Below are 16126 nucleotides of genomic sequence, written 5' to 3' on the forward strand. Positions count from 1 at the left end.
GCAATACGACCGATGGCGGGGGAATGATCCCGCGCCGTGGATTCACGGATACAGCGTTGCCGGGCAGGCCACACGGGCCTCACGGCGGCTTTGGAGGAGGAACGCATGGCAACAACCGGCACACACGGCAGGGCACGCATGGCTTCGGCCAGCATCGCGTACGCGGTGGCCCTGTTGGCGGTGCTGCTGTCGCCACCCGTCTCCGCACAGAGCTACCCGAATCCGCTGAGCAACACCGCCACGGTCACCGCGCCGGTGGATGTCGGCGACCCGACGCTGGGCAACAACACCGCCATCGACGCCAACGCGCTGGCGCTGCAGGCGCAGCTCAGCGTGACCAAAACGCTGCTCAGCGCGTCCCCCGTGGCCGCCGGCGGCGCCGTGCAGTACCGCATCCAGGTCAGCAATGCCGGCCCCTCGGCGGCCAGCGCCGTGGGCGTGGTCGACACTGTGTCCGCGTCGCTCACCAACGTCACCTGGACCTGCCAGCCCACCACCGCCGCCTCGTCGTGCGCGTTGGCCAGCGGTGCGGGCAACGCGATCAACGTGCAGGTCAATGTAGGGGTAGGTGACAGCGTCGTGCTGCTGGTCAACGGCAGCGCGCCCACCTCCACGCCCGCCACCGTGCCGGCCAACAGCGTGTCGCTGGTGCTGCCGCCGGGCACGACCGACCCGACCCCGGGCGACAACAGCGCGACCACCCCGGCGGTGCCGGTGCAGGCCAACGCGCTGGTCGCCAACAACGACACCTTTGCCACGGCCATTTCCTCGACCACGGGCGGCAACACGCCCAGCGTGCTCACCAACGACACCCTCAACGGTGCACCGGTGAACGGGGCCAACCTGATCATCGCGCTGCAGAACGCGCCGGCCGGCTTCACCATCAACGCCGCCGGTGTGATCGCGGTCCCCGCGGGCGCCGCCGCTGGCGCCACCGCGCTGACCTATCAGATCTGCGAGAGCGCATCGCCGACCAACTGCGCCACCGCCACCGCCAGCTTCGTGATCGCCCCGACAGCGGTGAATGACAGCTTCAACGCCGTCGGCGGCAGCGCGTCACTGAGCGGCAGTGTGGCGGCCAACGACAACGCGCCGGCCGGTGCGGTGTTCAGCGCGATCGGCACCCCGCCGGCCGGGCTGACCGTCGCCAGCGCAGGTACGTTCACCTACGCGCCGCCGGGCGGCATCGTCGCGCCGACCTCGTTCCAGTACCAGGTCTGCCTGCCGGCACCGAACGCCACGGTCTGCGCCACCGCCACCGCGGCGATCGTGGTCAACGCCAATGCGCTGGTTGCCGTGGATGACACGCTGACCCCGCCGATCGCACCCGGTGTTGGCGGCCTTACCGCCAGCGTGCTGCAGAACGACACCTTCAACGGCGGCGCGGTACCGCAGGCGCAGGTCACGCTGAGCCTGGTCGGCGCGCCGACCGGCTTCGCCATCAACGGCAACGGCAGCATCCAGGTGCCGGCAACGGCCGCCGCCGGTCCGCTCGCGCTGACCTACCGCTTCTGCGAAAACGCGTTGCCGGCCAACTGCGCGACCGCCACCGCCAACCTGGTGGTCAGCCCCGACGCGGTCAACGACACGGTCACCACGCCCGGCGGCGGACAGCCGGCGACCGGCAGCCTGGCGGCCAACGACAACATCGCCAGTGGGTCCACCTACACCCTGGGCACCGCGCCGACCCGTGGCACGGCCGTGGTCAATGCCGACGGCACCTTCAGCTACACCCCGCTCAACGGCAACACCGGGCCGGACAGCTTCACCTACCAGGTGTGCCTGCCGACACCGAACGTCGGTGTGTGCGACAGCGCCACGGTCAGCGTGAACGTCGCGGCGAACCAGCTGGTCGCGGCAAACGACGTCTTCACCACGCCGCTGCAGCCGGGGACCACCACTACGGTGAGCCTGCTGGCCAACGACACGCTCAATGGCGCGGCGGTGGTGCCGGCAGCGGTGACGCTGACCCTGAGCGGCGCACCGGCGGGCTATGCCACCAATGCGGCCGGCCAACTCTCCATCCCGGCTGGCGCCGGCGCCGGCGCGGGTGCGGTCAGCTTCAGCTACCAGCTGTGCGAAGTGGCCACGCCGACCAGCTGCGCGACCGCGAACGTACAGCTCGTCATCGCACCGGATGCGGTGGACGATACCTTCGTGGCCACCGCTGGCGTTGCCTTCAACGGCAGCGTGACCGGCAACGACAACGCCGGCGCCAACGCACAGTTCAGTCTGCTGGCCGTGGCCGCGCATGGCACCGTCACCGTCAATGCGGATGGCAGCTTCATCTACACCGCGCAGGCGACCTATACCGGTCCGGACACCTTCCGCTACCAGCTGTGCCTGCCGGCGCCGAACAGCGGCGTGTGCGACGCGGCCACGGTCACCGTCAACGTTGCCCCCGGCGTTGTCGTCGCCAACAACGATGATTTCACCGCTGCCCCGCTGACCGGCGCAGGTGGCCTGACCGCCAGCGTGCTGGCCAACGACACCTTCAATGGCGCGCCGATCACACCGGCGCAGTCCGCACTGTCGCTGATCAACGCGCCGCCGGCCGGGTACACGCTCAATGGCAACGGCCAGCTGCTGGTGCCTGCCGGTGCGCCGGCCGGTCCGATCAGCCTGACCTACCAGCTGTGCCAGGCGGGCACGGGCAACTGCGCCACCGCGACCATCGCGGTGGTGATCGCACCCGATGCCGTGGCCGATGCCTATGCCACCCAGGTCGCGACCCCGGTGAGCGGCAATGTGTCGGTCAACGACAACGTGGCCGCCGGCACCACCTTCGCCATCAACGGCGCGACGCCGCCGGGCCTGGTGTTCGCCGCCGATGGCAGCTTCACCTATACCCCGCCGGCGCAGTTCACCGGCACCACCACCTTCAATTACCAGGCCTGCCTGGCGGCGCCGTTCGCCGCTGTGTGCGATATCGCCACGGTCACGCTGAACGTCAACGCCGGCACGCTGGTCGCCAATCCGGATGACTTCCGCGGCGCCATCATCAACCCGGCCAGCGGCGGCACCACCAACAGCGTGCTGGCCAACGACACCATCAACGGCGCGGTTCCGCCTGCACCCGCACAGGTGATCCTGAGCCTGGTGGGCGCACCGGCAGGCTATGTGCTCAACAGCAACGGCACCATCTCGGTGCCCGGCGGCGCGGCCGCCGGTGCGGTCACCTTCAGCTACCAGCTGTGCGAAGCGGCGCTGCCGACCAACTGCGACACGGCGGCGGTGCAGCTGCTGCTCGCCCCGGTGGCGGTCAACGACAATTTCAGCACCCAGGCCGGCGTGGCGCTGACGGCCAGCGTGGCAGGCAACGACAACGTACCCGCCAACAGCAGCTTCGCGCTCAGTGGTGCAGCGCCTGCAGGCCTGGTGTTCACCGCCAACGGCGGCTTCACCTACACGCCGCCGGTGGGGACGCAGGGCGTTGTCACCTTCGCGTACCAGGCCTGCCTGCCCGCGCCCAACGCCGCGGTCTGCTCCGGCGCCACGGCCACGCTGAACGTCAACGCGGGCACACTCGTTGCCAACGACGACGATTTCCGTGGTGCGCCGATCAATCCCCTGGTGGGCGGCACCACCGTTTCGGTGCTGGCCAACGACAGCCTGGATGGCACCTCGCCGCCGGCGTCGGCGGACGTGCTGCTGAGCCTGGTCGGTGCGCCGTCCGGCTATACGCTGGCCGCCGACGGCACCCTGACCGTTGCCGCCGGCGTGCCGGCGGGTGCCGTCACGCTCACCTATCGCCTGTGCGAAACCGCGCTGGACAGCAACTGCGATTCGGCACAGGTGCAACTGCTGGTGGCGCCGCTCGCCAGCGCCGACGTGTTCTCCACGCCTGCGGGCCAGCTGCTGGCCGGCAATGTCGGCAGCAACGACAACGCGCCGGCGGGTGCGGTGTTCACCCTCACCGCGGCCGCGCCCGCCGGGCTGCAGTTCGGTCCGGATGGCAGCTTCCTGTACACGCCGCCAGCAGGTTTCACCGGCCCGGTCGCGTTCAACTACCAGGTGTGCCTGCCCGCACCGGATACGGCACAGTGCAGCACCGCCGGTGCGGTCATCAACGTCAATGCCGGCACGCTGGTTGCGCGTGACGACGACTTCAGCGGCACCCCGCTGGCACCGGGCAACAACAGTCCCACCAGCGTGCTGGCCAACGACACCCTGGACGGCGCCACGCCGCCGGCGGCCGCCAACGTCATCCTCAGCCTGGTCGGCGCACCGGCCGGGTATGCGCTGGATGCCAACGGCATCCTGCAGGTGCCCGCCGGCGCTGCCGCTGGCGCCACGGTGCTGACCTACCAGATCTGCGAAACCGTCCTGCCCAGCAACTGCGCCAGCGCGACCATCCGGCTGGTGGTGACCCCGTCGGCCACCGACGATGCGTTCTCGACGCCTGCGGGGCAGGCGCTGAACGGCAGCGTGGGCAACAACGACAACGTGCCTGCCGGCGCGCAGTTCACCCTGACCAGCGCCGTGCCGGCCGGGTTGACGTTCAACGCCGACGGCAGCTTCCTGTACGTCGCACCGACCGGCACCACCGGCCCGGTCAATTTCAGCTACCGGGTCTGCCTGCCTGCGCCGAACGGTGCGCTGTGCGCCACCGCAAACGCCGCCATCGCCATCACTGTCGGCACGCTGGCGGCCGTCAACGATGATTTCAGCACCACCCCGATCAGCCCGGTGAGCGGTGGCAGCACCGCATCGGTGCTGCTCAACGATTCGCTCAACGGCGCCACGCCGCCGGCCGCCGCCGACGTGCTGCTGTCGCTGACGGGCGCGCCGGCCGGCATCGGCATCAATGCCGATGGCACGGTCAATGTGGCCGCCGGCACCACCGCCGGCGCCAGGACCCTCAACTATCAGCTGTGCGAAGCCGCCGCACCCGGCAATTGCGCCATCGCGTCGCTGCGCCTGGTGGTGGCCCCCGCCGCCGTCGACGATGCGTTGTCCACGTCGGTGGGCGTGCCGCTCACCGGCACGGTTGCCGGCAACGACAACGTGGGCACGGGCGCGCAGTTCAGTGTGTCCGGCGCGGCCCCGGCGGGGCTGGTGCTTGCCGCCGATGGCACGTTCACCTACACGCCGCCGGCAGGCTTCAGCGGCCCGGCCACCTTCACCTACCAGGTCTGCCTGCCCGTGCCGGATGCGGCGGTGTGCAGCACCGCCAACACGACCATCAACGTCAACACCGGCACCCTGGTGGCGGTCGACGACACCTTCGCCACCCCGATCGCGCCGGGCACGCCGTCGCCCACCGTCCTGGCCAACGACACCCTCAATGCTGTCACGCCGCTGCCGGCCGACGTGCTGCTCTCGCTGATCGGCGCGCCGACCGGTTTCACCATCGCCGCCGATGGCACGATCAGCGTTGCCACCGGCACGTTGTCCGGTGCCACCACGCTCACCTACCAGATCTGCGAAGCGGCCGCGTCCACCAACTGCGCCACGGCAAACGTTGCCCTGGTCGTCAGCCCTGCGCCGGCCAATGACGTGTTTGCGGTGCAGGCCGGCCAGACCCTCAACGGCTCGGTGTCGGGCAACGACAACATGCCGATCGGTTCCACGTACACGCTGCAGGGCACGCCCCCGGCGGGTGTGACGTTCGCCGCCGATGGCAGCTTCAGCTACACGCCGCCGGCAGGCACCACCAGCCCGACCAGTTTCACCTACCAGGCCTGCCTGCCGGCACCGAACGGCGCGGCCTGCGGCACGGCCACGGTGACGTTGAACATCAACAACGGTGCACTGGTGGCGCGTGACGATGCCTTCGGTGCGGTAGCACCGGGCGGCATTACGCCCAGCGTGCTCGGCAACGACGTGCTCAACGGGGTGAGCCCGCCGGCCGCCGCCAGCGTCGCGCTGTCGCTGGTCGGTGCGCCCGCCGGCTTCACGCTCAATGCCAACGGCACGGTGTCGGTCGCGGCCGGCGCACCGGCCGGGGCGATCACGCTGCGCTACCAGATCTGCGAAACCGCCGCGGCAAACAACTGCGCCACCGCCGACATCGCGCTGGTGGTGCGCCCCACGCCGGTGGACGACGTCATCGCCGTGCAGGCCGGCCAGCCCAACACCGGCAACGTGTCCGGCAACGATGGCCTGCCCGCAGGCTCCACCTGGAGCGTGGCCGTGCCCCCGCAGGGCCTGGTGTTCAACGGCAACGGCAGCTTCACCTACACGCCGCCGGCCGGGACGATCGGCCCGGTGACCTTCAGCTACCAGGCCTGCCTGCCGGCCCCGGACGCGGCCGTGTGCGGCAACGCCAACGCCACGTTGAACATCGGCGTCAATGCCGTGGTGGCCAACGACGACACGTTCGCGGTCCCGCTCGGCGCCGGCTCGGTCACGCCCAGCGTGCTGGCCAACGATTCGCTCAACGGTGTCACGCCGCCTGCAGCGGCGGCCGTGCAGTTGCTGCTGGTGGGCGCGCCGACCGGCTTTGTCATCAACAACGACGGCACCGTGCAGATTCCTGCCGGCACCACCGCGGGCGCGACGCTGCTGACCTATCAGCTGTGCGAAAGCGCGTCGCCGACCAATTGCGCCACCGCCGCCATCCGCTTCGTGATCGCGCCCGCACCGCAGAACGATGCGTTCGCGGTGCAGGCCGGTGGCACGCTCAACGGCAGTGTGGCCCTCAATGACAGCATGCCGGCCGGTTCGCGCTGGGCCGTGCAGGGCACCGCTCCGGCGGGTCTGGTGTTCAATGCCGATGGCAGCTTCACCTACACCCCGCCGGTGGGCACCACCGGTGCGGTGACGTTCACCTACCAGACCTGCCTGCCGGCGCCGAACGGTGCCGTGTGTGGCAATGCCACCGCCACGCTCAACGTCAACCTGGGCACCCTGGTGGCCGGCGACGACAGCTTCACCGGCGTGGCGCAGGGCGGTTCCACCCCGAGTGTGCTCGGCAACGACGCGCTCAATGGCGTCAGCCCGCCGCCGGCGGGCAGCGTGCAGCTCTCCCTGGTGGGGGCGCCCAGCGGCTATGCGATCGCGGCCGACGGCACGATCGCCGTGCCGGCGGGGACCATGGCGGGCCCGGGCACGCTGACCTACCAGATCTGCGAGACCGCGGCGCCGGGCAACTGCGATACCGCAACGGTGACATTGGTGATCAACCCGTCGCCGGTGGATGACGCCTATGCGGTACAGGCCGGCGGCACCATCAGCAACGGCAATGTGGCCGCCAACGACTGGATGCCGGCCGGCTCCACCTGGGTCGTGCAGGGCGCCACGCCGGCCGGCCTGGTGTTCAATGCCGATGGCAGCTTCACCTACACCCCGCTGCCGGCCACCGTGGGCCCGGTGGTCTTCACCTACAAGACCTGTCTGCCCGCGCCCAACGCGGCGCTGTGCGGCACCGCCAACGTCACGCTGAACATCAACTCCGGCACCTTGGTGGCCGTCGATGACACGCTCACCGGTGTCGCCGCCGGTGGCACCACCGCGAGCAGCGTGCTTGCCAACGATGTACTCAATGGCGTGACGCCGCCGGCACCGGCCAATGTGATCCTGAGCCTGGTCGGCGCGCCTGCCGGTTTCGCCATCACCCCCGCCGGCACCCTCAGCGTGGCACTCGGCACCGTTTCGGGTCCGACCACGCTGACGTACCAGATCTGCGAAGTGGCCGCGCCGACCAACTGCGATACCGCCAGCGTCACCGTGGTGGTCAACCCCACGCCGCAGAACGATGCCTTCACCGTGCAGGCGGGGCAGACGCTGCGCAACAGCGTGGCGACCAACGACAACCTGCCGGCCGGCGCCAGCTTCACCGCGCAGGGCGCACTGCCTGCGGGCCTGGTGTTCAACACCGATGGCACCTTCGCCTACACGCCGCCGATCGGCGCGACGTCGCCGGTGAGCTTCACCTACCTGGCCTGTCTGCCGGCTCCCAACGGCGGGCTGTGCGCGCCGGCGACCGTCACGCTGAACATCAGCAACGGCACGCTGGTGGCGGGCAACGACACGCTCAGTGGCGTTGTTCCGGGCACCACTTCGGCGGCCAGCGTGTTGGCCAATGACAATCTCAATGGCGTCTCGCCGCCGGCCTCCGCCGATGTGGTGTTGACGCTCATCGGCGCACCGGCGGGCTTCGCGATCACCCCCACCGGCACGATCACCGTGTCCGGCGGCGTCGATGCGGGCCCCACCACGTTCACCTACCAGGTCTGCGAAGCGGCGGCGCCGGGCAACTGCGCCACCGCCAGCGTGACCGTGATCGTCACGCCCACGCCGCAGAACGACGCGTTCTCGGTGCTCGCCGGCCAGAGCCTGTCTGCCAGCGTGGCCGCCAACGACCGCATGCCGGCCGGCTCGAGCTGGGCCGTGCAGGGCACGCCGCCGCCGGGCCTGCTGTTCAACCTGGATGGCAGCTTCACCTACACCCCACCGATCGGTACCCCCAGCCCGGTGGCCTTCACCTACCGCACCTGCCTGCCTGCACCGAACAACAACCTGTGCAGCACCGCCACGGCGACGCTCAACGTCAACAACGGCACGCTGACCGCCGGCGATGACACCCTGTCCGGCGTGCTGCCGGGCGCGACCACCGGCAGCAGCGTGCTGGCCAACGACAGCCTCAACGGGGTCAGCCCGCCGCTGCCTGCCAATGTGGTGCTGAGCCTGGTCGGTGCACCGGCCGGCTTCACCATCAACCCCGATGGCACGATCGCGGTCGGCAGCGGGGTCGTCTCGGGCCCGACCACGATCACCTATCAGATCTGCGAGGCGGCCGCGCCGGCCAACTGCGATACCGCCAGCGTCACCGTGGTGGTGACACCGGCACCGCAGAACGACGCGTTCGCCGTGCGGGTCGGGCAGACCCTGGCTGATACGGTGGCCGCCAACGACAGCGCGCCGATGGACGCGGTGTACACCCTGCAGGGCGCCTCGCCTGCCGGCTTCGCCTTCACCGCAAGCGGTGCCTTCACCTACACCCCGCCGGTGGGCGCGGTGGGCCCGATCAGCCTGTCGTACCAGGTCTGCCTGCCCGCACCGAATGCCAGCCTGTGTGGCCAGGCGTTCCTCACCATCAGCATCAACAACGGCCAGCTGGTTGCCGGCGACGACACGCTCACCGGCGTCGCACCGGGCACCACGTCGGCCGCCAGTGTGCTGGCCAACGACAGCCTCAACGGCGTCACCCCGCCGGCGCAGGCCGATGTGGTGCTCAGCCTGGTCGGCGCACCGAGTGGCTTCACGATTGCGCCGGATGGCAGGATCAGCGTCGCCAGCGGCACGCCCTCGGGCGCCACCCCGCTGACGTATCAGATCTGCGAAGCCGCGGCACCGACCAACTGCGATACCGCCAGCGTGACCGTGGTCGTCGGCCCGGCACCGCAGAACGACGCCTTCACCGTGCAGGTCGGGCAGACGCTGAGCAACACGGTGTCTGGCAACGACAACATGCCGGCGGGCGCGGCGTACACGCTGCAAAGCACCCTTCCGGGGCTGTCGCTGGCGGCCACCGGTGCGTTCACCTACAGCCCGCCGGGCGGCACGCCCAGCCCGGTCAGCTTCACCTACCAGACGTGCCTGCCGGCGCCCTATGCGACCGTCTGCGCCACGGCCACCGCCACGATCAACATCAGCAACGGCAGCCTGGTCGCCGGTGCCGATGTACTGCCCGACGTGCTGCCGGGGACGACCTCGGCCACCAGCGTGCTGGCCAATGACCAGCTCAACGGCGTCAGCCCGCCGGCGCCGGCCACGGTGCTGTTGACCCTGGTCGGTGCACCGCCTGCCTTCACCATCAATGCCGACGGCACGGTCAACGTGGCGGCCAGCGGCGTGGTCTCCGGCGCCACTGTCCTCACCTACCAGATCTGCGAGGCGGCCGCGCCGGCCAACTGTGCGACCGCAAGCGCCACCGTGGTGGTCACCCCGGTGCCGCAGGCCGATGCCTACACCGTGCCGATCGGGCGTCCGACCACCGGCAATGTGGGGTCCAACGACAACGTGCCTGCCGGGGCGGTATTCACCGTGACCAGCGGTGCGGTGCCGGGCCTGGTCTTCGACGGCACGGGGGCGTTCACCTACACGCCGCCGTCGGGCACCACCGGGCAGGTGAGCTTCACCTACCGTGTCTGCCTGCCGGCGCCGTACAGCGCGCAATGCGGAGACGCGACTGTCACGCTGACCCTGTCCGGCTCGGCCAACGTGGTGCTGGCAGTCAACGATGACTTCACCAGCACCCCGGTGGACCCGTCGGTGGGCGGCACCATCGCCCGCTCGGTGCTGGACAACGATGCGTTCAACAACGTCTCGCCGCCGCCGGTCGGCAGCGTCATCGCCAGCCTGACCGGCAGCACGCCGGGCTACACCATGAACAACCTTGGCCAGATCATGGTCGCGGCGGGTGTGCAGGCTGGGCAGGTGCAGCTGGCCTACCAGCTGTGCGAAAACGGGGTGCCGACCAACTGCACCACCGCCATTGCCACGGTGAGCGTGCAGGGCCCGGTCGGGGCACTGCTGGCCGTGGACGACAGCGGCGGGCCGGTGGGCCCGGCAGGGCGGGTACGGCTGTTGAACGTGTTCACCAACGACACCTTCAACAGTGCACCGCTGGACCCGGCGCAGGTGAGCTTCACCCCGGTCGCCACCAACGCGCTGACCTTCAGTGCGGATGGATGGGTGAACGTGGCGGCCGGCCTGCCGGCGGGAAGCTACACCACCACTTACACGCTCTGCCTGGTCAGCCAGCCCACGGTCTGCGACACCGGCACCGTGAGCGTGACCGTGATCGCCGCCGAACCCGGCGTGGATGCGGAGGATGACCGCGTGGAGCTGCCGCAGGACGGCGTGATCGAGATCGACGTGCTCGGCAACGACCGCATGAATGGAACGCCGATCGACCCGGACAGCGTCACCCTGAGCATCGTCGCCCAGCCGCCGTACGGCACGGCCACCGTGCTGCCGCGGGCCCGTATCCGCTTCGCCGCGCTGGCCAACTTCTCCGGTGTGCAGGGCTTCGACTACCAGCTGTGTGATATCGCCGATCCGGCCATGTGCGCCACGGCGACCGTCACCGTGACGGTCGACCCGAACGTGCTGAGCCTGGGCGATGATGCGGTGAGCACCAGCGGCTCCGGGCCGTTGCTCATCAACGTGCTGGCCAACGACAGTGTGCGCGCTGCGCCGCTGGACCCGGCGTCCCTGCAGGTGGTCGTGGCACCCACCCATGGCGCCGTGCAGTGTGCCAACGGCGTGTGCACTTACACCCCGACCGCGGCCTTCGCCGGTACCGACAGCTTCCGCTACCGCATCTGCGACGTGTCCATTCCCACGCCGCTGTGCGCCGAAGCCAACGTTTCGGTGACGGTGGCGGGCGAGCAGGCCGTCCTGCGCCTGAGCAAGGTGGCGGCCAAGCGCAGCGCGCAGATCGGCGACCTGGTGCGTTACACCGTCACCATCGACAACGTCGGTGAGGTCGATGCCAACGGGGCCACGCTGCTGGATACGCTGCCGCCGGGCTTCACCTTCGTCAGCGGCGGCTTCGCGGTGCAGGATGCGGACAACGATGCGCGCACCAGTGGGGTTCAACCGCTGCGTATCGACGGTATCGATATCCCGGTCGGCGAACGCGCCACGGTGGTGTACTACCTGCGCGTCGGTGCGGGCACCGGTACCGGTGTGCACACCAACCGCATCACCGCCATCGATGGGCAGAACCGCACCATCGGCAACGTGGCCTCGGCGGATGTCGACATCACCACCGACCCGCTGCTGGACGAAAGCCTGATCGTGGGCAGTGTGTTCGACGACCGCAACGGCAATGGCATCCAGGACGACGGCGAGCGCGGCATTCCAGGCGTGCGCGTCGCCGCGGTGGAAGGCCTGCTGATGGAAACCGACGCGTTCGGTCGCTACCACCTGCTCGGCATTCCCGGCGGTCAGGCGCGCGGACGCAACTTCATCCTGAAGGTCGACCCGTCCACCTTGCCGGCCGGTGCGCAGTTCACCACGCCCAATCCGCTGGTCCGCCGGATCACGCCCGGGCTGCCGGCACGCTTCGACTTCGGTGTGCGGATGCCTGACGGTGCCCTGCGCAGCGGGCCCTCCGCCGGCGTCGGGGCGCCACGGCCCGCCCACATCGAGCTCGGCGATGCCCTGTTTGAGCGGGGCAGTGCACGCCTACCGGCCGACCGCAGCGCGGTACTCGCCAAGGCCGCGCAGGCGCTGGAAACGCATGCGGGGGGACGCCTGACATTGACCGCCACCGCGGCACAGCCCGCGCTGGCACAACAGCGCGCACGCGCGCTGCAGGCGGCGCTGCGCCCGCTGGTGGGCGATGCCGTTGCGGCAGGCACCCGCATCGATGTGCTCGCCGCCGACGGCAGCACGTTGCATTCGCTGCGCCTCGATGATCCTCCCGCGTCTCCTGACGGACCCGACAGCTCGCTCAGGGAGGGGCGCTGACAGCATGGACAATATTCTGAGCCCGACTCCGATTTCCTCCCGTTTCGCCGTACGTGTGGTAGGCGTGCTGTTGCTGGCCGCGTCGCCGGCCTTCGCCCAGCAGACCCTGCCGGCCGACCCGCCCGCGTCGGTCCGCTGCGAAGGCGACAGCTGCCGCAGTGACGACGGCCTGCTCATGCGCATCCGCGACGATGCCGATGCACCCGTCGTGGGCGCCGTGCCTCAGGGACCGGCGACAACGCCGGATGTCGCCACGCCCAATGGCCAGTTCATGGCCGAGCTGCCCAACGGCGGTGTGGTGTGGGCCACCGAAGATCCCACCATGGTGCCGCCCAGCCTGAGCGTGCAGGCGGCCGCCACCGTACCGTTCGAAAACGGCCGGATCGTGCGTCCGCTGCGCTTCCACAGCTACAACAACTACGCTTCGTTCATCCAGAAGCTCGAAGTGACGCTGTATCGGGGCACCGATACCGACCTGGTCACCCCGTTGGCGCGGATCGATCTGCCGGCGGACTACGTGGGCGATGCGGAGTGGAACGGCGAGGTCCCGGCGCAGATCAAGCTGCGCACCGGCGATGACCTGATCTACGTCGCTCGCGCTTACGGTGCCGGCGGCGCGTTCGATGAAACCCGCATCCAGCGCATCCAGCTGGTCACCCCGGAAGACTTCGACCGCGGCCTGCAGGTCACCCGCGACAACGTGCAGAAGACCCTCGGCCAGGCCCTGGACGGCGAAGGCGCGCAGGACCTGCAGGTGAGCAACAGCATCTACGGCCAGAGCATGCTGCGGCTGCAGAACATTCCGATCCACGGCTCGCGCGTTCGCCTGTACGGGCGTGGTCTGGAGCCCAACAGCCGCGTGCGCATCAATGGCCAGGATTTCCCGGTCGATCTGGAGCAGAAGTTCGCCGCCGAGTTCCTCGAGCCGGTCGGCCAGCACCGCTACGACGTCAACGTAGGCTCGCGTGACGTGCCCGATGCGCAGCGCCAGCTGGACGTGGACGTCACCGGCCGCTACCTGTTCCTGGTCGCCATCGCCGACGTGACCCTGTCCAAGAACAGTGCCAGCGGCAACGTGCAGCCACTGGCCGCCGACAACCGCGACGACGACGGCTTCCTCAGCGAGGGGCGGCTGGCGTTCTATCTGAAGGGAAAAATGCGCGGCAAGTATCTGGTGACCGCGCAGGCCGATACCCAGGACCGCGAACTCAAGTACCTGTTCCGCGACTTCACCCAGGCCGACGCACAGGACGTGTTCCGCCGCCTGGATCCGGACCTGTACTACCCGGTGTATGGCGATGACTCCACCACCTACCGCGACGTGGACACGCAGGGACGTTTGTACCTGCGTGTGGACTGGGACCAGAGCCAGGCGCTGTGGGGCAACTTCGCGACCGGCATCACCGGCACCGAGTACGGCCAGTACGTGCGTTCGCTGTACGGCGGCGCGTTGAACTGGCGCTCGCTCGAGGCCACCCCGCTGGGCGAGGCGCGCTCGCAGCTGAAGGTATTCGGTTCGGAAGCGCAGTCCGCACCCGGTCACAGCGAGTTCCTCGGCACCGGTGGCAGCCTGTACTACCTGCGCCACACCGACGTTCTGCCCGGCTCGGAGCAGGTGGTGCTGGAAGTGCGCGACCGCACCACCGGCCGCACCGAAACCCGCGCGACCCTGCAGGAAGGCGTGGACTACGAGATCGACGATCTGCAGGGACGGCTGATCCTGACCCGGCCGCTGGCGCAGCTGACCCGCGAAAACGTCCGCAGCATCACCCGCGACATGCCGCTGGATGGTTACGACCAGTTGCTGCTGGTGGACTACGAGTACGTGCCGCTGGGCTTCAGCAGCGACGACGTGACCTACGGTGCGCGTGGCCGGCAGTGGCTGGGCGACCACGTGGCGATCGGCGGCACCTGGATCGACGAGAACCGCAGCGGCGAGAACTACAGCCTCAAGGGCGCCGACCTCACGCTGCAGGCGGGGCGCGGCACCTATCTGAAGATGGAACAGACGCGCACCGATGCCACGGCTGCACCGGTGTTCTATTCGGACAACGGCGGCCTCAGCTTCATCCGTCGCAACCCGTATGAAGGCCGCCGCTCGGGCACGGCCAGCGCCGTGGAGGCGCGGGCCAACCTGCGCGAACTGGGGTGGACCGCCCAGGACTGGAGCCTGGGTGCCTGGTGGCGCGACGTGGACGCGGGCTTCTCGGTAGCGCGGCAGGACACCGGCGAGCCGATCCAGGAATACGGCGCGGAGTTCCTCGGCTACTTGAACGACGACTTCAGCCTGTATGGCCGGCACACCCGTACCGAGCAGGGCGAGCTGGCCTTGGAGCAGACCCAGCTCACCGCGGAGTGGCGGCTGGGCAACGACGGCCAGCTGTCGGGCGAGCTGCGCCGCGTGCGCGAAGAACAGCAGACACAGGACGTGGATGCACTGCTCGCCGCGATCGGCTACCGCCAGCGCTTCGGTTCCTCGTGGGAGCTGTACAGCACCGGCCAGGTCACGCTGGACGATGACGGCGGCGCCTACGAGAAGAACAACCTGCTGACGCTGGGCGCGCGCTATCTGTTCGGCGACCGCAGCAGCGTGGGTGCGGAAGCCAGCACCGGCAGCCGCGGCAATGGTGCCAAGGTGGACGCCGAGTACCGCATGGCACCCGACCACAGCCTGTACGGAAGTTACAGCTACAGCACCGACCGCACCGGCACCGACCCGCTGTTCGACACCGGCCTGCAGAGCGGCTGGACCATCGGCCAGCGTTGGCGCCTGAGCAACCAGGTCAACGTCTACAACGAGAGCCAGTACCTCAAGGACCGCCGCCAGGACAGCGCCGGGCTGGTGCACACCTTCGGCATGGATTTCTATCCCGCGCAGGGGTGGAACCTGGGCTTCACGCTGATGGACGGCCAGCTCGACTCCACCGCCGGCCGCATCGACCGTCGCGCGTACAGCGTCAGCGGCGGCCGCACCGACGCGGTGACGCAGTGGAGCAGCAAGCTGGAATACCGGCATGACAGCGGTGCCGAGCAGCGCGAGCAGTGGGTCACCACCAACCGCCTGCTGTACAAGCTCAACGAGGACTGGCGCTTCGCGTTGCGCGCCAACTACGCCGACACCGACGACCGCATCAACCCGGTGGCCGACGCCAAGCTGGTGGAGACCAACGTGGGCTTCGCGTGGCGCCCGCACGACAACACGCGCTGGGCGGGCTTCGGCAAGTTCACCTATCTCTACGACGTGGCGTCGCTGGGGCAGGAGGGCGGCAATCTGTATGACCAGCGTTCGCAGGTGCTGTCACTGGAGGGCATCCGCCAGATCGGCGTGCGTTGGGAGCTGGCCGCCAAGCTGGCCTCGCGCTGGGGCGACTACCGCACCGGACGCGGTGAGGGCGCCTGGCTGGACAGCCGCGCCGACTTCGCCGCGCTGCAGCTGCGCTACCGCCTGTTCGCCGAATGGGAAGGGCTGGCCGAGCATCGCTGGCTGAAGGTGCGCGATGGTGGCGTGCGTAAGGGCTGGCTGCTGGGTGTGGACCGCCGGGTGGGGGAGAACTTCAAGGTGGGGGTGGGGTACAACTTCACCGAGTTCAGTGATGACATGACGGAGCTGCGGTATGACCAGAAGGGGTTCTTCTTGAATATGGCTGGGTATTATTAGATTTGGTGTTGTGTGGGGGTTGCCACGCATCAGCTTCGTCAT

At 69.4% G+C, this 16126-nt stretch carries 2 protein-coding genes; both read left to right on the forward strand.

Annotation, left to right across the window (positions count from 1 at the left end; genetic code table 11):
• Positions 1–138: 138 nt before the first annotated feature.
• The gene (locus tag ACOZHM_RS05505) at positions 139–12426 is read left to right on the forward strand and encodes an Ig-like domain-containing protein (RefSeq protein WP_421568019.1); all 12288 of its coding nucleotides are present in this window, start codon (positions 139–141) and stop codon (positions 12424–12426) included.
• Between the two features lie 4 nt (positions 12427–12430).
• A complete protein-coding gene (locus ACOZHM_RS05510) occupies positions 12431–16084 on the forward strand; it encodes a hypothetical protein (protein WP_421568020.1) in 3654 nt (1217 codons plus the stop codon).
• Positions 16085–16126 lie beyond the last annotated feature (42 nt).

It is taken from the genome of Stenotrophomonas sp. PD6, from assembly GCF_049199305.1.
Classification (GTDB): Bacteria; Pseudomonadota; Gammaproteobacteria; order Xanthomonadales; family Xanthomonadaceae; genus Stenotrophomonas.

Excerpts from the sequence above, each read along its gene's own strand:
- ACOZHM_RS05505 (WP_421568019.1), top strand. The coding sequence starts at position 139 with ATGGCTTCGGCCAGCATCGCGTACGCGGTGGCCCTGTTGGCGGTGCTG.
- ACOZHM_RS05510 (WP_421568020.1), top strand. The coding sequence starts at position 12,431 with ATGGACAATATTCTGAGCCCGACTCCGATTTCCTCCCGTTTCGCCGTA.